Origin of the sequence: Planococcus sp. NCCP-2050, assembly GCF_023708025.1 — a bacterium.
In the GTDB taxonomy this organism is placed as follows: Bacteria; Bacillota; Bacilli; order Bacillales_A; family Planococcaceae; genus Planococcus.
In genome coordinates this window covers 303,913-322,920 of record NZ_BRCX01000002.1, presented here as the reverse complement: position 1 = coordinate 322,920, position 19,008 = coordinate 303,913, and the positions used below count along the sequence as shown (strand labels likewise).

At 45.7% G+C, this 19,008-nt stretch carries 21 protein-coding genes and 1 riboswitch; of the genes, 14 read left to right on the top strand and 7 right to left on the bottom strand.

What is annotated here, in order from left to right; translation table 11 throughout:
• Window positions 1-16 precede the first annotated feature (16 nt).
• Window positions 17-706 (bottom strand): LrgB family protein, encoded by a 690-nt coding sequence (locus NFU07_RS10945; RefSeq protein ID WP_251478017.1) that lies wholly within the window; start codon window positions 704-706, stop codon window positions 17-19.
• A gap of 2 nt (window positions 707-708) precedes the next feature.
• A complete protein-coding gene (locus NFU07_RS10940) occupies window positions 709-1,080 on the bottom strand; it encodes a CidA/LrgA family protein (protein WP_251478015.1) in 372 nt (123 codons plus the stop codon).
• 199 nt (window positions 1,081-1,279) lie between these two features.
• On the opposite strand from NFU07_RS10940, the gene NFU07_RS10935 reads away from it, so the two are divergent.
• The 5 genes from NFU07_RS10935 to brnQ all read left to right on the top strand — a co-directional run bounded on the left by NFU07_RS10935 (window position 1,280) and on the right by brnQ (window position 6,161).
• On the top strand, window positions 1,280-1,927 hold the full coding sequence (locus tag NFU07_RS10935; protein ID WP_251478011.1) for a LysE family translocator: 648 nt from the start codon (window positions 1,280-1,282) through the stop codon (window positions 1,925-1,927).
• A gap of 58 nt (window positions 1,928-1,985) precedes the next feature.
• Complete coding sequence (locus NFU07_RS10930; RefSeq protein WP_251478008.1) at window positions 1,986-2,684, top strand: AIM24 family protein; 699 nt, start codon at window positions 1,986-1,988, stop codon at window positions 2,682-2,684.
• Between the two features lie 77 nt (window positions 2,685-2,761).
• On the top strand, window positions 2,762-3,679 hold the full coding sequence (locus NFU07_RS10925; RefSeq protein ID WP_251478005.1) for a DUF2971 domain-containing protein: 918 nt from the start codon (window positions 2,762-2,764) through the stop codon (window positions 3,677-3,679).
• A 25-nt stretch (window positions 3,680-3,704) separates the two neighbouring features.
• Complete coding sequence (locus NFU07_RS10920) at window positions 3,705-4,481, top strand: glucose 1-dehydrogenase (RefSeq protein WP_251478002.1); 777 nt, start codon at window positions 3,705-3,707, stop codon at window positions 4,479-4,481.
• Window positions 4,482-4,781: 300 nt separating this feature from the next.
• Window positions 4,782-6,161, top strand: coding sequence for a branched-chain amino acid transport system II carrier protein (brnQ, locus tag NFU07_RS10915; RefSeq protein ID WP_251477999.1), 1,380 nt, complete (start codon window positions 4,782-4,784; stop codon window positions 6,159-6,161).
• A gap of 60 nt (window positions 6,162-6,221) precedes the next feature.
• Here the strand turns inward: brnQ and NFU07_RS10910 are convergent, their stop codons facing one another.
• Window positions 6,222-6,872, bottom strand: a complete 651-nt coding sequence (locus NFU07_RS10910; RefSeq protein ID WP_251477995.1) for a GntR family transcriptional regulator — start codon at window positions 6,870-6,872, stop codon at window positions 6,222-6,224.
• Between the two features lie 181 nt (window positions 6,873-7,053).
• On the opposite strand from NFU07_RS10910, the gene NFU07_RS10905 reads away from it, so the two are divergent.
• Window positions 7,054-7,431 (top strand): SpoIIAA family protein, encoded by a 378-nt coding sequence (locus NFU07_RS10905; RefSeq protein ID WP_251477992.1) that lies wholly within the window; start codon window positions 7,054-7,056, stop codon window positions 7,429-7,431.
• Between the two features lie 18 nt (window positions 7,432-7,449).
• On the opposite strand, the gene NFU07_RS10900 is transcribed toward NFU07_RS10905, so the two are convergent.
• A complete protein-coding gene (locus NFU07_RS10900; RefSeq protein ID WP_251477989.1) occupies window positions 7,450-7,653 on the bottom strand; it encodes a hypothetical protein in 204 nt (67 codons plus the stop codon).
• 136 nt (window positions 7,654-7,789) lie between these two features.
• Here NFU07_RS10900 and NFU07_RS10895 point away from each other — a divergent pair, with 136 nt between their 5' ends.
• The 7 genes from NFU07_RS10895 to NFU07_RS10865 all read left to right on the top strand — a co-directional run bounded on the left by NFU07_RS10895 (window position 7,790) and on the right by NFU07_RS10865 (window position 15,212).
• Complete coding sequence (locus tag NFU07_RS10895; RefSeq protein ID WP_251477986.1) at window positions 7,790-8,983, top strand: class I SAM-dependent rRNA methyltransferase; 1,194 nt, start codon at window positions 7,790-7,792, stop codon at window positions 8,981-8,983.
• Between the two features lie 123 nt (window positions 8,984-9,106).
• The gene (locus tag NFU07_RS10890; RefSeq protein WP_251477983.1) at window positions 9,107-9,424 is read left to right on the top strand and encodes a DUF3817 domain-containing protein; all 318 of its coding nucleotides are present in this window, start codon (window positions 9,107-9,109) and stop codon (window positions 9,422-9,424) included.
• A gap of 164 nt (window positions 9,425-9,588) precedes the next feature.
• A complete protein-coding gene (locus NFU07_RS10885) occupies window positions 9,589-10,800 on the top strand; it encodes an MFS transporter (protein WP_251477979.1) in 1,212 nt (403 codons plus the stop codon).
• Between the two features lie 24 nt (window positions 10,801-10,824).
• Window positions 10,825-11,385, top strand: a complete 561-nt coding sequence (locus NFU07_RS10880) for a GNAT family N-acetyltransferase (protein ID WP_251477977.1) — start codon at window positions 10,825-10,827, stop codon at window positions 11,383-11,385.
• A 45-nt stretch (window positions 11,386-11,430) separates the two neighbouring features.
• Complete coding sequence (locus NFU07_RS10875) at window positions 11,431-13,170, top strand: ABC transporter ATP-binding protein (protein WP_251477974.1); 1,740 nt, start codon at window positions 11,431-11,433, stop codon at window positions 13,168-13,170.
• 94 nt (window positions 13,171-13,264) lie between these two features.
• Window positions 13,265-14,029 carry a MerR family transcriptional regulator gene (locus tag NFU07_RS10870; protein WP_251477971.1) on the top strand — a complete coding sequence of 255 codons (765 nt, stop codon included), beginning with the start codon at window positions 13,265-13,267 and terminating at the stop codon, window positions 14,027-14,029.
• Window positions 14,030-14,375: 346 nt separating this feature from the next.
• Window positions 14,376-15,212: an endonuclease/exonuclease/phosphatase family protein gene (locus tag NFU07_RS10865; RefSeq protein WP_235197925.1), complete on the top strand. Its 837-nt coding sequence runs from the start codon at window positions 14,376-14,378 to the stop codon at window positions 15,210-15,212.
• 46 nt (window positions 15,213-15,258) lie between these two features.
• Here NFU07_RS10865 and NFU07_RS10860 read toward each other — a convergent pair whose 3' ends face one another.
• From NFU07_RS10860 to NFU07_RS10850, 3 genes are all read right to left on the bottom strand, one after another.
• Window positions 15,259-15,888, bottom strand: coding sequence for a queuosine precursor transporter (locus tag NFU07_RS10860; protein WP_235197926.1), 630 nt, complete (start codon window positions 15,886-15,888; stop codon window positions 15,259-15,261).
• Window positions 15,889-15,901: 13 nt separating this feature from the next.
• Entirely contained in the window at window positions 15,902-16,396 is a 495-nt protein-coding gene (queF, locus tag NFU07_RS10855; protein ID WP_246809568.1) for a preQ(1) synthase, read from the bottom strand.
• A gap of 95 nt (window positions 16,397-16,491) precedes the next feature.
• Window positions 16,492-16,539: riboswitch (PreQ1 riboswitch) on the bottom strand.
• Window positions 16,540-16,595: 56 nt separating this feature from the next.
• Window positions 16,596-17,921 carry a cytochrome P450 gene (locus NFU07_RS10850; RefSeq protein WP_251477968.1) on the bottom strand — a complete coding sequence of 442 codons (1,326 nt, stop codon included), beginning with the start codon at window positions 17,919-17,921 and terminating at the stop codon, window positions 16,596-16,598.
• 115 nt (window positions 17,922-18,036) lie between these two features.
• On the opposite strand from NFU07_RS10850, the gene NFU07_RS10845 reads away from it, so the two are divergent.
• Window positions 18,037-18,966: a phosphotransferase family protein gene (locus NFU07_RS10845; RefSeq protein ID WP_251477965.1), complete on the top strand. Its 930-nt coding sequence runs from the start codon at window positions 18,037-18,039 to the stop codon at window positions 18,964-18,966.
• The last annotated feature ends 42 nt before the right edge of the window (window positions 18,967-19,008 follow it).

Here is a 19,008-nt window from a genome sequence, read left to right as displayed (position 1 = left end):
AAAAAGCTGTTCTTCGCTAAAAGAACAGCCAAACGATAGCGGGACCGAGAAATGAGCCGACAACCGCACTTAATGTCATCGCAACAGAGCTCATGGACGCTTCTTCGGGTCCGTATTCAAATGCTTTCGAAGTCCCAAGGCCATGAGCTGAGGAGCCGAGGCCGATGCCGCGCCCAATGGGTGAGTCGATGCGCAGCACTTTCAAAAGCCAAGGGCCAGCCAGGATGCCGGTAAATCCGGCTACCATGACGAACACAGCTGCCAGCGAAGGAATGCCTCCAAAGCCTTCTGCCAGTTGCATCGCCACCGGAGTGGTGATGGATTTCGGTAAGATGGTCAGCACGACTTCTTCCGAAAACTGAAAAGCCTGGGCGAGCAGCATGCCGCTGAACATTCCGACTGCAGCACCGCCCGAAACACCGATGACAATCGGCAGCAAATTTTGCAGCAGCAAATCGCGCTGCTTATAGAGTGGAACTGCTAAAGCGACAACTGCCGGCCCGAGCAGTGAACCAATCCACTGGCCGCCAAGCATATAGCGGTCATAAGGAATGTCGAAAACGAGCAAGAGAGCAATCAACGCAACTGTCGTAGTCAAGACCGGCGTCAGAATGGTCCATCTATATTTGACATATAGACTGTTTAAAACGAGGTAAAGGCCGATTGTCAGCCCGGCAAACAGCAAGGATAAAAGAAAAACAGCCATGGTCAGTCCACCTCTCTTTCGCGAGGGGAATGCGCCGTTCGCTGGCTAAGATAGCCGGATACAGCCATCGTCAAAAGTGTGCTGAAAACGCCAATGACAATCAGCAAGATGCCTTTTCCTGTAAAGACATCGCCGTAGTTCATAACGCCGACTGTCGCGGGAATGAAATAAAGCGACAAGAAAGCGAGCAGGAACTGGGCACCGGATTCGATCCAGCGAAGGGGATAAATTTTCAAGGCTAAAGCTGAGAATAACAGCAAGAACCCGATGATGCTGCCGGGAAGCGGCAAATGCAGGAAGTCGCCCAGCCATTCACCGGCTAAATAAAACCCGTATAAAACGAGAAACTGAATAAAGATAATGAAAAACTTCATAAGCGATCGCGCCTTCCGATTGAAATGCGAAACAAAGCGGTTAAGCTTCATTGTAAATAATTCTACATCATTTTAAGCGAAAAGCGAGGGGCTGCGGCTTAGAAAGGAATTCGATCCGGTCTTAAACGAATCGATGTTTAAGCTCGAAGGAAAATGGATAAGGGAAGCAAAACGCCAAGGCAATGATGGAGGTGCGGTGATGGCTGCAGACTTGTTGGGGTTTGTCGTTCTTGGGTTCTCGCTTTCTGTTCCGGTCGGCGCAATCACGATTGAGATGGTGAAAAGAGGGATGCATGGCGGTTTTTGGCCCGCCTGGTTTGTCGGGTTAGGCGGCATGTCAGCGGATATTCTCTTGATGCTGCTGATTTATTTTGGAATAGCCGCTATGTTGATGACGGCTGCTGCGCAAACCGTAATGTGGAGCATCGGCTTCATCGTGCTGGTCTATTTAGGGATGGATAGCATTCGGTCGGCGGCCGCACCTTTTGACTTGGACCCGGGAAGAAGGGCGGGAAATAAATCACTGGCGGCTTGCTTTTGGTCCGGCTTTGCCATTGCGATTTCCAATCCATTGAATATCCTTTTCTGGGTAGGCATATACGGAGCGGTCCTGTCGTCCACGCTTCAAGGCAAAAGCGGTGGAAGTGTCCTTTTTTACAGCAGCGCCATTTTCATCGGCATCGCAATCTGGGACGCAATCGTTGCGGCAGCAGTTCATTTTGGCAAAAATTTTGCGGGGCATAAATTTATGAAAGTCTTTTCAATTTGCGCAGGCTTCGCCCTCATCGGTTTTGGTTTATATTTCGGGTGGCAGGCGCTGCAAAATATTCTGGCGAGTTTTGTTTGAAACCTGCGAACCCGCTATCCGTAAATGAAGACAGGCCAATTGAAAGGGGAAATGGAACATGGGGAATTATACAATTTCAGAATTTGTGCGCAAGACACAGCAAGACGAACAGGAAAATGATTATTTCGAGCTTGAGACCGAGCGGATATTGGAAGTGAATTTAATGGATACGGTATGGGCAAAAGCCGGCTCCATGATTTCTTATACCGGCCAGATTAAATTTGAACGTGAGCGCATGCTTGAACATGGCGTCAGCAAAATGTTCAAAAAAGCATTGACCGGCGAAGGCACTTCATTAATGAAGGCAACAGGGCAAGGCCGCCTGTATTTAGCCGATCAAGGGAAGAAAGTGACCATCTTCGATTTGAACAATGAATCCATTACGGTAAACGGCAATGATTTATTAGCTTTTGAACCGAGCATTGAATGGGAAATCAAACTGATGCGAAAAGTCGCCGGCATGATGGCCGGGGGATTATTCAATGTCCAGTTAAGCGGGAAAGGCCGAGTCGCCATCACTTCCCATTACGAGCCGCTCACACTTCTCGTACGCCCAGGAGAATCGGTTATCACGGATCCTAATGCAACAGTTGCTTGGTCAGGGAATCTGGTGCCGGAATTCAAGACTGACATCAGTTTCCGGACCTTGATCGGCCGAGGAAGCGGGGAATCGATTCAAATGGAGTTCAAAGGCGAAGGTTTTGTCATTGTTCAGCCATTTGAAGAAGTTTACAGTGCCGGAACAACCACTTCCTAATTTCAATTAGCGGGTGCTGTTTCAGGCAAGGAGATTCGGGAATAAGGGAACCATCAACCTTAAGAAAGGGGGGAGCCATGGCCAGGCACTCCCGATTGGAGGATGAGCTGGAATGGCAGTTTCAGAACCAACTCGATAAGCAGATACGAAAAACGTATGAAACCGGTCAGACGCTCTACCACTACACAAGCTTGCAAAGTTTGATGGGAATGGTGGAAACCAATAATTTGTGGATGAGTAAAGGGACTTTTTTGAACGACTCGAGTGAATTGATTTATTTTTCGAATGTCTTGAAAACGGTAATCGGCAAGATGGAGATCCAAACAGAAACTGAACTGTGGAAGTTATTTATCAACGAGCTCGAAGCGGCAATGGACCATTTTTTGAAGGAAATAGAAGAAAGCGGATTTGAAGTTTATATCTTCTCTCTATCTCATTCTCGGGATTCATTGGCTCTTTGGTATAACTACGCAAAAGGAGAAGGCTATAATCTGGGGTTTTACGCAGAAGATCTTTTGGGGAAACTGGGGAACTTGCCAGATGGGCACCGGGCGCTCCACGGCTTTGTCGAATACGATTGCAAAGAACAGGAATTGCTATTGATGAACTTTTTAATGGAAACATTTAAAGTGGCTATCAATCACGACATCCAAAAAGTGAAAAAAGCATTGCCCAAGCATTTCTTTACGGTGATTTCCAGCTGCGCAGTCTTTTTCAAAGACCCTGCTTTTAAAAGTGAAGAAGAATACCGCATCGCTTTATTGGATACAGGCGATAAATTAAAGCAGGCGGTGAGCTTTAGGGCCCAAAACGGCATCATTATCCCTTATATCGCAGTGGACTTTAAGGGGAGATTGCCGCTCAGCCACATTACCATCGGCCCTAAGAACAATATCGATATCGCCAAAAGAGGCATGGAACATTATATGAAGAGCAAAGGATATGACATGGACCAACTCACAATCAGTAAATCAGTAGCGGCCCTTCGGTATTGATTTCATTAAAATGAGGAGTGATTGAATGTATCCAGATCTAGTAGGAAAAACAGCCATTGTTACTGGGGCATCTAAAGGGATTGGCAAGGGCATTGCTGAACGTTTCGGAAAAGAAAAGATGAATGTGGTGGTGGATTATTTCACGGATCCGGAAGGTGCTGAAGATACCGTAGCTGTTATCCGTGAAAATGGCGGCAATGCAGTGGCGGTTAAAGCCGACGTTGCCAATGAAAAAAGCATCGCCAAACTGGTTGAAGCGGCATTAGAGAATTTTGGTTCTCTGGATGTATTGGTGAATAACGCGGGGTTCAGTGAAAGCGCGCCGACAGAAGAGATGGATTTGGAAACGTGGCAGCGCGTGTTGGATGTGAACTTGACCGGCGCCTTTATCGCGAGCCGGGAAGTGCTCAAGTATATGTCAGAAAACAAGGTGCAAGGAAGCATCGTCAATATTACGAGTGTGCATCAAGCCATTCCAAAAGTGGACAATGTCCATTATGCCGTCACAAAGGCAGGGCTCAAAATGATGACGGAAACTTTAGCTCTTGAATATGCCGACCAAGGAATCCGCATCAATGCCATTGGTCCGGGAACGATCCATACACCGGCAAACCCGGCTGAAGAACAAGAAGGCGAAGAACGGGCAAAAACGATGGAGAAAATACCGATGAAAAAAATCGGCAAGCTCAAACATATTGCGGCTGCCGCGGCTTGGCTTGTTTCAGCAGAAGCGGATTATGTTACCGGTGCTACACTGTTTGTGGACGGTGGCATGACTTTATATCCATCCCAATTAAAATGAAATAAAGTCGTTCATTCAATTAAATACAAGTGCAAAACAGCTTTGCAGCCAGCGAAGCTGTTTTTTATTTGATTGTGATATTATTTCGAGAAAATGGTCTTTAGAACCAAAATTATTGAATTGACAGATTTTTTAAAATATCTTCATAAAATTCCTTGCATTTTAGCTTAAATATTGTATTATTACTTTAAGCGATATATTGCATACGGAATTTTGAGTGACGAAGTATTATTTTGAAATCATTAAATGTTGAAATACAGCCTCTTAGGCCAGCGTTTCAGTCATCAAGGAGGAAAAAAGATGGACCGTAAGTTATCATTTAGTCAATATTCAATTGTAGGTATGATGTTGTTTGCTTTATTCTTTGGAGCAGGGAACTTAATTTTTCCGGCACAGCTTGGCCAATACGCAGGATCAGAAGTATGGATCGCCATTGCTGGATTCTTAATCACGGGTGTAGGGCTGCCATTGCTTGGGATTTTAGCAATCGGCTATTCGAAAAGCAGTGATTTGCAGGATCTCTCTAGCCGGGTGCACCCTGTATTCGGGCTTGTTTTCACCGCATTATTGTATCTGACAATCGGGCCGTTCTTCGCTTTGCCGAGAACTGGAGCCGTTTCTTATGAAGTAGGGATTGCACCATTTATCGGAGAAGGCAATCTGGCAATCGGCTTGATCATCTTTTCCATAATCTTTTACGCCATTTCCCTGTGGCTTTCATTAAACCCTTCAAAATTAGTTGATAATATCGGGAAGTATTTATCTCCTGCGATTTTATTGACGCTTGCGGCTTTGTTGATCATGGCGATCATCAAACCGATGGGTTCACCTGAAGCTCCTCAAGAAGCCTATGCAAGCGGCGCTTTTTTGAAAGGCTTTACGGAAGGCTATAACACCATGGATGCATTGGCATCTTTAGTATTCGGGATTATCGTCATTGCAACCGTCCGTAAATTGGGTGTGAATTCTCCAAAAGGAATCTTAGGCGCAACATTGAAAAGCGGTATCGTGGCCGCTGCACTTTTGGCGATCGTTTATACGGGAATTGCCTACCTTGGCGCAACGAGCACAAACACATTAGGGCTTATGGATACCGGCGGCCCTGTACTAAGCGGCGCTTCTGCCCATTATTTCGGGACATTCGGTGCGTCTTTACTGGCCATCATCATTACGCTGGCATGTTTGACAACGGCGATCGGGTTGACAGTAGCGAACGCGGAATTCTTCCATAAATTGACGCCGAAGATTAGTTATAAAACATATGTCGTTATATTCTCGGTCTTCTCATTGATCGTTACCAATGCGGGCCTTGCGAATATCATCACGTATTCGATTCCAGTATTGATGTTCTTGTACCCACTTGCGATTGTTTTGATTATCTTGGCATTCTTGTCGCCATTGTTCAAACATGACCGTCTTGTCTATGTATCAGCGATTACGGTGACGTTTTTCATCGCTATCATTGATGGCTTTAAGACGTTGACGAGTTCACTTGAAATAGCGAATCCGGGCTGGCTGCAAGCCATCATCGATTTCTATGCTTCCTCGTTGCCGCTTTATGCGGATGGGCTCGGCTGGTTGTTGCCGGCACTCATCGTCATTGCGATTACGGGAGTCATTGCCCGCAGCAAAAAAAGCGTCAATGTCCAAGGTGTACAGAACGAAGCTTATAATAAATAAAAGTAGAAAAAGCTGCAACAGAAGCGAATATGCTTCTATTGCAGCTTTTTTCTTTGAGAATTAATGGGTCAATTCGTCTGTGGTACGGATCCAATTCGATTTCATGAGTTGAGCGGCCTTGTCGCCGTCTTTCTCTTTCAATGCTTCAATGATCTGCACGTGTTCGTCATGTGAATGCATCGTCAATATCAATGAATGATGGAAAAACTGTCTTCTTACATGGGCTTGCAAGCGATTAAGTATGGTTGTGATATACGTATTATTTGCTGCATCCACCATATATTGATGAAACTCCTCGTCAATTCGAAGCGATGAAGAATGGTCTCCGGATTTAATGGCTTCTGCAAAACGGCGGTTCGTATCTTCCAATAACTCAATCAACTCATCGTCCAAATTCGGAATGGCCAGTTCAGCCGCTAGAGCCTGTAATGCAGCAAGAGGGGGCAATAATTCTTTAATGTCTTCCTTGTCGACTTTTGTAACGCGCGTCGCTTTTCCTGGGAACATTTCAACGAAGCCTTGTGCTTCCAAAAGTTGAAGGGCTTCTCGTATCGGCGTTCTGCTTAAATTTAAGGCAGTTGCAAGTTCAGTATCTGTCAATTTTTCTTCAGGCTGCAAAGTACCATCGATGATCCACTGCTGCAGTTGAAGATATGCGCTTTCTTTCGCAGTGACCCGAACAGGTTTTGCGTGGTTTACTGGAATCGGCATAAAGTACTCTCCCTTTCTGATGCATGAATTAAGTATAATTATACACTAGTTTGTAGAAAATGGATATATGCATTATGCAATATATTACTTGCCAGCTGCTTTTGGAATGATTTGCTGTTTTATTTTTATGGTAAAGGGAATAGATGGAATAACTAGCGGGAAGAAGAGGAGTGTGGAAACCTTGCTGACATTTACACCGAGCCAAGACACGAATACAGTAGCAGTGGAATTTGACGGGAAAGCCCGTTTGGAAGATGCATTGAAACTGGATAAAATCATCCAAGAGAAATTTTCGGAAAAAGGAAAGTTTAATATTTATGCGGTGATCTATGATTTAGACGATACCACGATTCAGGGAATCATAGAAGGCATGAAGATGGATCTCAATCGCTGGAATCACTTTGAAAAACTTGCGGTCATCAGTGAAAATGACTGGAGCAAATTAAAAGCGAAACTGGAAGAGTTGCTTCCAGGCATTGATATTAAACATTTTGAAATGGAAGAAATGCACGAAGGCTGGGACTGGATCCAAAAAGCGGAAAAGCGCGATGCTCTGTAGCATCGTGCTTTTCTGCTTCTAGAATTCTTCCACATGGATCAACTCGGCTTTTACGATGTGATACATATTAAGCACGATGGATTTTCCTTGTTCGTTTTCCACTTGGATAAAACTGACGGCAACACCTGGGAAATTGTCTTCTAGCGACCCTTCAATGCGGATGCTTCTCAGCCACTCGCCGGTGGTCAAGAGAATATCATAGGTGTAGAATACTTTCTTCATGCAAATTCCTCCTTCAGGAAAGATGAATGAATCTGAATCCGGCAGAAGCGTTTGGTATGCGAAGGTATGAATGCGCCATGCTTTGTATTACACTTATTATAAAACAAATGGGCTTTGACAGATAGGATGAGAAATGATGAAACAGGAAATTACGGTAAAATTGAATGATAAATTCAAAGCGAGCTATGCGGCAGGCTATCCGTTGATCGAAAAAGAGGCTTTAGCCGATACTCAAATGTTGAAAGAAGAAGGAGCACTTCTCAGGTTGACAGATTCGCAAGGGCGCTTTTTAGCCCGCGGCTATTACGGCAAGCAAAATAAGGGGCTTGGATGGATCTGGACGCGCAATGAAGAAGAAAGCATCGACCAGGCTTTCATGGAACGCAAGTTGGCTAAATCCATTAACAGAAGGCAGCCCTATTTCGATGATCCGGCAACTACAGCTTTTCGCGTAGTGAACGGAGAAGGTGACGGCTTCGGAGGGTTAACGATCGATTATTACGGCGGCTATTACTTATTGAGCTGGTACAGTGAAGGAATTTACACGTTTAAAGAAGACATCATTGCGGCGCTTCAGAACGTAGTGGAATTCAAGGGGATCTACGAAAAGAAACGTTTTGACACGAAAGGCCAGTACATTGAAGACGATGATTTTGTAGCCGGAGAACGCGGCGAGTTCCCATTGATTGTTAAAGAAAATGGCATGAATTATGCCGTTTACTTAAATGACGGTGCAATGACCGGTATTTTCTTAGACCAGCGTGATGTGCGCCGGACGATCCGGGACACCTATGCAAAAGGAAAAACCGTCTTAAATACTTTCTCATACACCGGTGCTTTTTCGGTGGCTGCCGCATTAGGCGGTGCGGCAAAAACCACGAGCGTAGATTTGGCAAAACGCAGCTCGAGCAAGACCATCGAGCAGTTCAGTGTGAATGGAATTGACTACGAACAACAAGACATCCTCGTCATGGACGTTTTCAATTATTTTAAATACGCAAAGCGCAAAGAATTGAAATTTGATGTGGTCATCTTGGATCCACCGAGTTTTGCCCGTTCGAAAAAGTACACGTTCAGCACGTCAAAAGATTACACCAACTTGATGCGTGAAGCCATTGCTATCACAGAAAAGAACGGAATCATCGTTGCTTCTACCAATAGCGCTTCATTTGGCATGAAAAAATTTAAAGGCTTTATCGATAAGGCTTTTAAAGAAGAAGGAAAGAAATACAGCATTGTAGAAGAATTCACTTTGCCTGCAGATTTCCGTGTCCAAAAAGAGTTTAAAGAAGGCGACTATCTAAAGGTCTTGTTTATTAAGTTGAAATAGGCCTGAAACTATGGCGAAATCTTGAAGAGGTTCATGGAACATTTTCTAAATCAAGAGGCTGGCTCTTGTGCCAAGAAGCCTACTCTCCCTATAATGGTAAGCAGAGAAACAAGGGGGAGAACGATGAAAAATTCACTGAAAAACTTTCGGATCATGGGCTTGATCGAAGGAGGTTCCTTATTGATCCTTCTTTTCATTGCCATGCCATTGAAATATTTTGTTGATTTGCCGGAAGCGGTCAGCTTTGTGGGGCCGATCCACGGTGCGCTATTTACGTTATACATTCTCTTTATCGCTTATATGACGTTCATTGCCAGATGGCCGTTCCGTTTTTCGATTGGTGCATTCGCTGCTGCGTTTATCCCGTTCGGCAATATTGTTTTGGACAAACGGCTTGAAAATTGGAAGCAAAATCATTCAACAAAAAATAGTTTGGCTTAATCATCCGGCTGCGGAATAAATTCCGCAGCCGGATTTTTTTGCGCCGGAATCTGTCGATTGGTCCACAACTAGATTATAATAAAAGCACAAAGAAGACTTTGTTTTCGAATTCTTCTACCCGTCAGAACGGGCTAGCATGCACATACATAATTGGAGGCGGGTTGATGGCAAAATCAATAAGTTCGTCCATGGCTGGAAATCCGGTTTATCCGGTCATGTTTGCAATTGGCGCCTGCCATTTGCTGAATGATTCATTGCAGGCAGTCATTCCCGCGATGTTTCCGATACTCGAGAAGGATTTGAGGCTGACTTTCACGCAACTGGGATTGATCGCATTCGCGTTGAATATTGTCGCGTCGCTCCTGCAGCCGGTGGTTGGATTTATAAGTGACAAGAAACCGATGCCGTTTGCGCTGCCGTTCGGCATGACCAGTTCGTTTCTCGGGATGGCGGGGCTCGCCTTTGCGCCGGAATATTGGATGATTCTCTTATCGGTCGTTTTTCTAGGATTCGGTTCGGCCGTATTTCATCCGGAAGGTTCACGGGTGTCGTATATGGCAGCGGGAACGAAGCGCGGATTGTCCCAATCGATCTTCCAGGTCGGCGGAAATTCTGGGCAGGCACTCGCTCCATTGATCAGTGCCTTTATCCTCGTCCCGCTTGGGCAAAGAGGGGCCGCGCTGTTTTTATTTGTAGCTGCACTTGGGATTTTCATCCTATCGAGGATTTCGGTCTGGTATAAAGAAGAGCTGGCGCAGCAAAAGCTGCAAAAAGGGAAAAAAGTGCTCCTTTCTTCATTGCCGGAGCTGACGAAAAGACAAGTTGGTGCAGCGTTGTCATTGTTGCTGATCATTATTTTTGCACGCTCATTCTACGTCACGAACATGACGAGCTTTTACATTTTTCATTTGATGGAAGCTTACGGATTGACCATTCAGACAGGGCAGCTCTACATCTTCCTGTTCTTGGCGGTCGGCGCAGCCGGAACTTTTTTCGGCGGGCCGCTCGCAGACCGGATTGGCAGAAAAAACGTTATTGTGCTGTCGCTTTTGGTGCCGATTCCGCTAGCCATTGCACTTCCGTATGTTCCGCTTTTCGCGGTGCTGATTTTGCTCGCATTGATTGGGTTTTTTATCATGCTGAGCTTTTCTGTGACGGTCGTTTATGCGCAGGAGCTGGTGCCGAGCAAAATTGGGACGATGTCCGGGCTAACGGTCGGCTTGGCTTTTGGAATGGGTGCTATTGGGGGCGTGGTCATTGGGATCTTGATGGATTCCATCGGCGTTTACGAAACAATGGTCGTGGTGTCGTTCTTGCCGATTATCGGCTTAGTCGGGCTCGGTTTGCCGCGCGACCGGAAAATTACTGCTAGTTAATTAATCGAAAAGGGTGATGGAGAAATGGCTATAGCAATTCCTGAAATTCCAACGAAAATCGAAACAGAGCGTTTAGTGCTGCGGATGCCGAAACCGGGAGACGGGGCTGTCATCAATTCAGCGATTCGGGCATCCATTAATGAGTTGAAGCCGTGGCTTCCGTTTGCGCAAACAACACCGACGGCTGAAGAAACCGAAATCAATATTTTAGAAGCGCATCTCTTGTTTATGAAAAAAGAAAATCTTCGTTACGTAATCTTCAGCAAAGAAACTGGTGAATTTATTGGAAGCACCGGTTTTCATAGCATAGAATGGGATATTCCGAAAATGGAAATCGGCTATTGGATCAATACGGAAGCGAGTGGCTTCGGCTATATGTCAGAAGCCATTTCGGCATTGACGGATCTTGCGTTGAATGGCTTTGGTTGTAAGCGCCTGGAAATCAGATGCGATGCGGAAAATTACAAGAGCCGGGCCATTCCTGAAAAGTTAGGCTTTGTATTGGAAGGCGTTTTGCATAACGATGAATTATCCGTGGACGGCAAAAACCTGACTGACACGTGCATTTATGCAAAATTCAGCTGAGCGAATAAAACAGAAGTTTGCTCAAAGGAAATGGAGCTTTTATCTATGAAGAAACAACAAGAAACGAACGGTCTCAAACCCTTTATTTCATTGATCCTTTCGTTGAAGATTCCAAAATGGGCGCTTATCTTTGGTCTTGCGACGAGCGTTGTAACGACAATAGTGGGTCTTGCGGTGCCGTTATTAACGCGGGATTTGGTCGACGGCTTTTCGGTGGAAACCATCAGCCCATGGCTTGTCGGAGCACTCGTTGCCGCTTTCATTTTGCAGGCCGTCATTAACGGAATATCCATTTATCTATTGAGCATGGTGGGGCAGAAAATCGTAGCGGAATTGCGTGACCGGATGTGGGTGCATTTGATCCGGCTGCGCGTCCCTTATTTCGATCAGCAAGCAAGCGGGGAGACGGTCAGCCGGGTTGTTAATGATACAGGAATTGTCCGGAATCTGATTACTGACCACTTCCCGCAGTTTATTACGGGCATCATCTCCATCATCGGAGCAGTCACTATTTTGCTGCTGCTTGATTGGAAAATGACCTTGATCATGCTGATTTCAGTACCGCTTACGATTGCCATCATGATTCCGCTTGGACGACGGATGGCGAAAATCTCCAGAAGTTTGCAGGATGAAACGGCGACTTTCACTGGCCATGTTCAACAGACATTGAGCGAAATCCGTTTGATGAAATCTTCGACCGCTGAAATGATTGAAGAAAAAAGAGGCCAATCAGGCATCCAGACCTTGTTTCAAATAGGGTTAAAAGAAGCGAGAATCTATGCCTTGATTGCGCCGCTAATGTATACCGTAGTGATGGCCGTGATCGTGATGATTATCGGGTACGGCGGAATCCGCGTAGCAGAAGGGACGATGTCGACGGGCTCTCTTGTGGCGTTCCTCTTGTATTTGTTCCAAATCATTATGCCGATGACCGGCTTTGCTTTATTTTTCACAGAACTTCAAAAAGCAAAAGGGGCAACGGAGCGTATTATTGAAATCCTGGATCTGCCGCTTGAAGAAGGGCAGGAAGGTCTGCAAATCGATATCGCGAATAAAACCTTGCGGGTTTCGAACGTCAGCTTTTCCTATGAAAAAGGCGAGCCAGTATTAAAAAATCTTTCCTTTGAAGCGAAGCCGGGTGAAATGATTGCTTTTGCCGGTCCAAGCGGTGGAGGCAAAACGACGGTCTTTGGATTGATTGAACGATTTTATGAACCGGAAGACGGAACCATCACGATAGGTGAGACTCCGATAAACGAATTATCAATGCTAGCTTGGCGCAGCCAAATCGGCTATGTTTCCCAGGAAAGTGCGATGATGGGCGGAACCATCCGGGAGAATTTGGTGTATGGACTCCCGGAAACCGGAGCTATTTCAGATGAGGTATTATGGAACGTTGCAGAAATGGCCTACGCGAAAGAATTCATTCAAGAATTTCCAGAAGGGTTGGATACGCAAGTCGGAGAGCGCGGGGTGAAATTATCGGGCGGCCAGCGCCAGCGAATTGCCATTGCGCGGGCGTTCTTAAGAGATCCCAAAATATTGATGATGGACGAGGCGACCGCAAGCCTTGATAGCCAATCGGAGGGCATTGTCCAGCAAGCATTGAGCCGGTTGATGGAAGGGCGTACTACCTTGGTCATCGCCCATCGCTTGTCGACCATTGTGGATGCGGACCAAATTGTCTTTATTGAAAAAGGACAGGTGACGGGCATCGGAACCCACGAAGAACTTAGCCGGATGCACGGCCTTTACAGTGAATTTGCGGAACAGCAATTGACTTGATTAGAGGTTGATAAGGCTAGATGGGCGCTTGCGCTTTTCGGGCTTGACCTTGACGCTGCGTTAAGGTGTAGAGTGGTTTTGAGGAGGTGAGCGGATGGAATATACGGTCCGGAAATTGGGCAGGCTGGCAGGGGTCAGCACGCGGACGTTGCGGTATTACGATGAAATTGGGCTCCTTGAACCGGCAAGGAAGAATTCATCTGGTTACCGGATTTACGGGCAAGCCGAAGTGGATAAGCTGCAGCAAATCCTCTTTTACCGGGAGCTTGGCGTCGATCTGGAAAGCATCAAGAACATCGTCAATGATCCATCGTTTGACGGCCCGTCAGCTTTAAAAAGACATCGGCAGCAGCTCCTTGAAAAACGCAGGCAATTGGATGTTTTGATCACTAATGTGGAAAACACCATTTCTGCAGTGGAAAGGAAGAGTGAAATGGCAGACACTGAGAAGTTTAAAGGCTTTAAACAGCAGCTGATTGAGGACAATGAAAAGCATTACGGCGAGGAAATACGCGCGAAGTACGGCGATGAAACAGTCGACCAATCGAATGTGAAGATGCTGAACATGAGCGAAGAAAAATACGCAGAGTTTAAGCGGCTGGAGCAGGAAGTGCTAGATACTTTGGCGTCGGCTATTGAAACCGGCGATCCGGCTGGTGTTCTTGGACAAAAAACAGCGGACCTTCATAAACAATGGCTGTCTTTTACATGGCCGACCTATAGCAAAGAAGCTCATGCCGGACTTGCGCAAATGTATGTCGACGATGAACGTTTTGCGGCTTATTACGACAAAGCTCGTCCGGGAGCAGCTAAATTTTTGCGCGATGCTATTTTTGTTTACACAGGGATGACTAAATAAGGAACGGTTTCAGTGCTTGTTGAAAAACAGGCACTGGCCGTTTTTTTGTTTAACTTTTAAAGCGATCCAGGAATTTTTCAAAGAGTCGGGAGTATTTATTTGAAAGTCGGGAGTATGCCAATAAAAGTTGGGAGTATTCGACTCCAAGTTAAGAATAAAGAGAAAATTCGCTTTTTGTGAGAACAACTCTTCTTCTATTTTTCTACTATTTCGGCTTAAATGGTTTACAAATTCTTAACAAAAATTCACATTTTATTTACAGCATTTCGATCAAAAATTTGCTAAACTAAACCCATCTTAGTCACTTAGCCAAGGCCATGCGTTACTATTCAGGAGGAGAGTTTTCATGGAAGAAAATAGGACGGTGTCCACTATTCCACTTAAGGTTATGTCATTCAATATCGCTCACGGGATGGGAATGGACAATAAAGTGGATTTGGAGAGAATCGCCTATATCATTGAACAGTCAGGGACAGAAGTGATCGGCTTGCAGGAACTTGACCGTTATTTTGATGAACGCAGTTCGTTTATTGATCAGGTAGAATGGTTGAGCGAAAGGCTCGGCATGTATGCGGCTTTTGGAGCAAATCTAAATTTGGAGCCCATTGAAGCAGAAAGGCCTCGAAGACAATACGGAAACGCTGTGTTCAGCAAGTATCCTATCAAGTATGTAGAAAATCATTTATTGACTGAAGTGGAGTCCCCGTTTACGCCAAGTGAACAACGCGGTATTTTAGAAGCGGTGATTGAAGTGAAAGGCACCTACCTTAGTTTTTATAACACGCATTTATCCTTGAAAGAAGAACAGCTTCAACTAAATGTAGATGAAATTTTGGCTATTATGGACAAAAGCCATTTTCCAAAAGTGTTGACCGGAGACTTTAATGCGAATCCGGAACAACCGCAGATCAAACGGTTAACAAATTGGTTGAATGATGCGTTCGCGGATGTAGAAGAAGGGAAATCCTTTACATATCCAGCACCCCATCAAGATGGAAGTGACGGCGTCATGTTAAAACCGATAACCCGCATTGACTACATTTTGACGGATTCACTGTTGCCGCCAAAACAGGCATCGGTTATTGAAACTTCGGCTTCTGACCATTTGCCGATTGTAGCGGAACTTGTCTTGGCTAGTGCAGCAAAACCGACAAAATCTGCAGCAGGCATGAGAAATCAATAAACCGAAAAAAGCCGGAAGCATCCTTTGCTTCCGGCTTTTTTCATGCTTATGAATAGCTGTGTTCAGCTGCTATGCGTTCGCGCCGGCATATTTTCACCAGCAAATAGACAAGCGGTGTGTCGAGAGCCGCAGCGCACCATTTGAAAGCGTATTGCGTGAAAATCATGGCGATCAATGCAGAAAGCGGCATCGTTCCGTAAAAAGCGATAACGATAAAAATCGTCGTATCGACCAACTGGCTGACCATCGTCGAAGCATTATTGCGCAGCCACAATTTCGACTCGCCGTGGCGGTCTTTTAATTTGTGGAAAATGGTAACGTCCAGGTTTTGGCTGATGAAATAGGAAACGAGGCTCGCTAGCGTGACACGAAAGCCCGCTGAAAAAATGGTTTCAAAAGAAGCCTGATCACCGAAAAACGGAGCCGAAGGCAACTGGATGGCGAAATAGATAAATGCCAGGGCGCATAATTGTGTGATGAAACCGGCAAATACCGTTTTTCGCGCCGCTTCTTTTCCGTACACCTCAGCAATGGTATCGGTAATCGGAAAAGTGAACACATACACGATGACCGCAGCTGGCAGAACGAGCCACTCGCCGATGCTGAAAAGTTTTACCGCCAAAATATTCGAGAGAATCAACAAGCCGACAAAAGCGCCGTTTAAGTAAAGCAACATCTAGACGGCCCCCTTAGCGATTGGTAATCGTTTCAGGATACATGTCGTGATTCATCATCCGGTACGATGCCATTTCTTCGTATTTTGTTCCAGGTTTGCCGTAATTCGTATAAGGGTCGATGGAAAGGCCGCCGCGCGGTGTGAATTTCCCCCATACTTCAATATAGCGGGGTTCCATTAATTTAATCAGATCGTTCATGATGATATTGACGACATCTTCGTGGAAATCGCCATGGTTGCGGAAGCTGAATAAATACAATTTCAAGGATTTGCTTTCCACCAATTTTTTATCCGGGATGAAGCTGATGTACATTGTCGCGAAATCCGGCTGTCCCGTTTGCGGACAAAGCGAAGTGAATTCCGGGCAATTGAATTTCACGAAATAATCCCGTGTGTGGAGATTATCAATCGGTTCCAAAATGTCCGGGTCGTACTCGAATTTGTATTTGGTGTTCTGATTGCCGAGCAATGATAAGTGATCTAATGTGTCTTCGTTTCTTCCTGCCATGAAAAAAGGCCTCCCTCAAGTAGCCGGCTTGAGAGAGGCCTATAAAAAACGGAAAAAGAAAAGCCGAATCGCATGTGGATTCGGCTGAGTTTCGTCAATCCATAGTTTTTTATAGAGGGTGAAATGCTATGAACCTCTCCCGTTGCCGGGTTATAAAATTAGTCTAGCTCATTCATAGTAAAAGACTTTCAGGTCCATGTCAATGGGTGTAGGAAGCTCTAACAATACTCTGTCCATGTTCACGGAAAAGAATATTGGCGGGTGACTCTTTCATCTTCCGGACGTTGCTGATGATAAACCGGCTCTTCGGCATGGTCGGCATGCGCGTCATGTCGTATGCTAAATCCTGATTCGGCACGCTGTAGCTGATATTCTCCGTGAAGTATTTAAAGAACGCCTGCATGACCATAACCGTCATCCATTCACCGGCACAGCGGTGGCCGGCGTAATGATCACCGCCGCCTTGTTGGACGAATGAGAATGGACTGCCTTTCCAATTTTCAAAGCGTTCCGGAATAAATTCATCGGCTCTATCCCAGCTGTCGGGATGGCGGTTCGTACCGAAAATATCGAGGACGACCATCATGTTTTCTTTGAAATGATAGCCATGCCAGACAAAATCCTTTTTCACTTTTGCTGCCATTGCTGGAGTGAAAGGGTAATAGCGGCGGACTTCCTGCGCAAACATATGGCTGTAATTGTTCTGGTCTTCCTGCAATTTCGTTTTTGTTTCCGGGTACTCATGAATGGCAAGTGCACCGAACACAATAAGGAATGAGGTCGCGAGCATTGGGCGATATGAATTATTCAAGTCGACCGCAGCGGTGTGGAGATCCAATAATTTCCCGTCTGTTCCGCGATGGTTGGCAACGATATAGGCAGCGGTATACGGCGGCGGGTTAAAGACACCTGAGCGGATATCCTGAATAATGTCTTTCAGCCAGGCTTCCTGACTTTGCCGGGCAGCCGCCGCGCGTTTAAACCGCGCAATAGATCCGTTGAAGGAATCGACCATCGATACCAATTCTTCGGTGCGCTGCTTTACTTCACTTTCTTTTAAAGGAAGGCCAGCCCAATGGCAGATGGCGCGCGTTAAAATTTCTTGGACTTCATCCAGCAGCACAACTTGGTCCATTGTTTCCCACTGGCTCGCTTTCGCATCGAGTTCTTCAATGGCCATCCGTTTAATATCTTCAAGGCGTTCAGGCGTCATCATCGAAAGGAACATGCGCTTCAAATGGTGATGCTCTTCACCGTCTCGACCGTGAATACCGCCTTCGCCAAGCAAAGTTTTCTTCAGAGGTTTCGGCATCGCGCTTTTTCGTTTAAAGTATTGATTATCATAAAAGAGGGAAGCGGCTTCTTCGCCGGAAATGCACACAGCTTTTTGGCCCATGAGACGGGTTTCAAAAATATCGGATCCCAGTTCTTGGCGCCGGCTCGGCATAAAGTTAAATCCTTCATTGATTAAGGATAAGGTGCTATCTAATTCCTTTGCACGGGGGATTGGCGTTTTCACTTTCATTGATTTCAGCTCCTCAAAATTTTGGCTTTATCTGAAGTAAGGCTATAGCTTAAAATATACCCTCTGCTGTTTTGAATAAACGCTGAACGGGGTTCGCATGGAAGGGAGACAACCGATGATGAATAACCAATACGAAGTGACACCCGAAATACAGGCATGGCTTCAAAAGTCGCTCGGCAGCAAAAGTGAACTAAATGAGATGGTCCCACTGAAAGGCGGAACTTCTTCGCATTTGTTTGAGTTCACTGCTGTACGTGAAGGACGGTTTGAATCATTCGTCTTGCGCTTATTCACGCTAAAGGAATGGCTCATGATGGAGCCGGATCTGGCAAAACACGAGGCGGCTAGTTTAAAGGAAGCCAAAAAGACCCGCTTGGCAGTTCCAGAAATCGTGGCTTTTGATGAAACGGGTGAATTTTGTGGAATGCCGGCCGTGCTAATGACCAAAATTAGTGGAGAAGTCGTGCTGCAGCCGGTCGATGAAAAACAGTGGTTGAAAGAGATGGCAATCGCTTTATCAAAAATCCACCGCCATGCCGCGGAAGACTTCGAATGGGAATATTTCGCTTATAACGATGCATTGAAAATGGAGCGGCCTGTCTGGTCGGGTTACGCAGACGAATGGATGCGCGCTTTCTATATTGTCGGCGGTATTCGGCCGGCTGCGGAGTTTTGTTTCATTCACCGGGACTACCATCCCACAAATGTACTATGGGAGGATGGCCGGATAAGTGGGGTTGTGGATTGGGTCAATGCTTGCCGGGGACCAGCTGGAGTAGATATCGGGCATTGCCGCGTCAATCTTGCTTTGCTGTATGGGATTTCTGCAGCCGACGAATTTTTAGCGGCTTACGAGCAAGCGGCAGGAGAAAATTTCACTTATGACCCTTATTGGGATTTGGCGGCATTGGTAGACGTTTCGGAAGGCCCGCCAACCGTTTATCCGGGTTGGGCTGTGTTTGGAATGACTGGTCTAACAGATGAATTGATCCGGCATCGGCTCGATGCATATCTCCTAAGTTTGTTAAAGCGTTTTGATGAATAAAATAGAGGTGCTCGGAATTCTAAAATTCTTGCAGGTTTGATT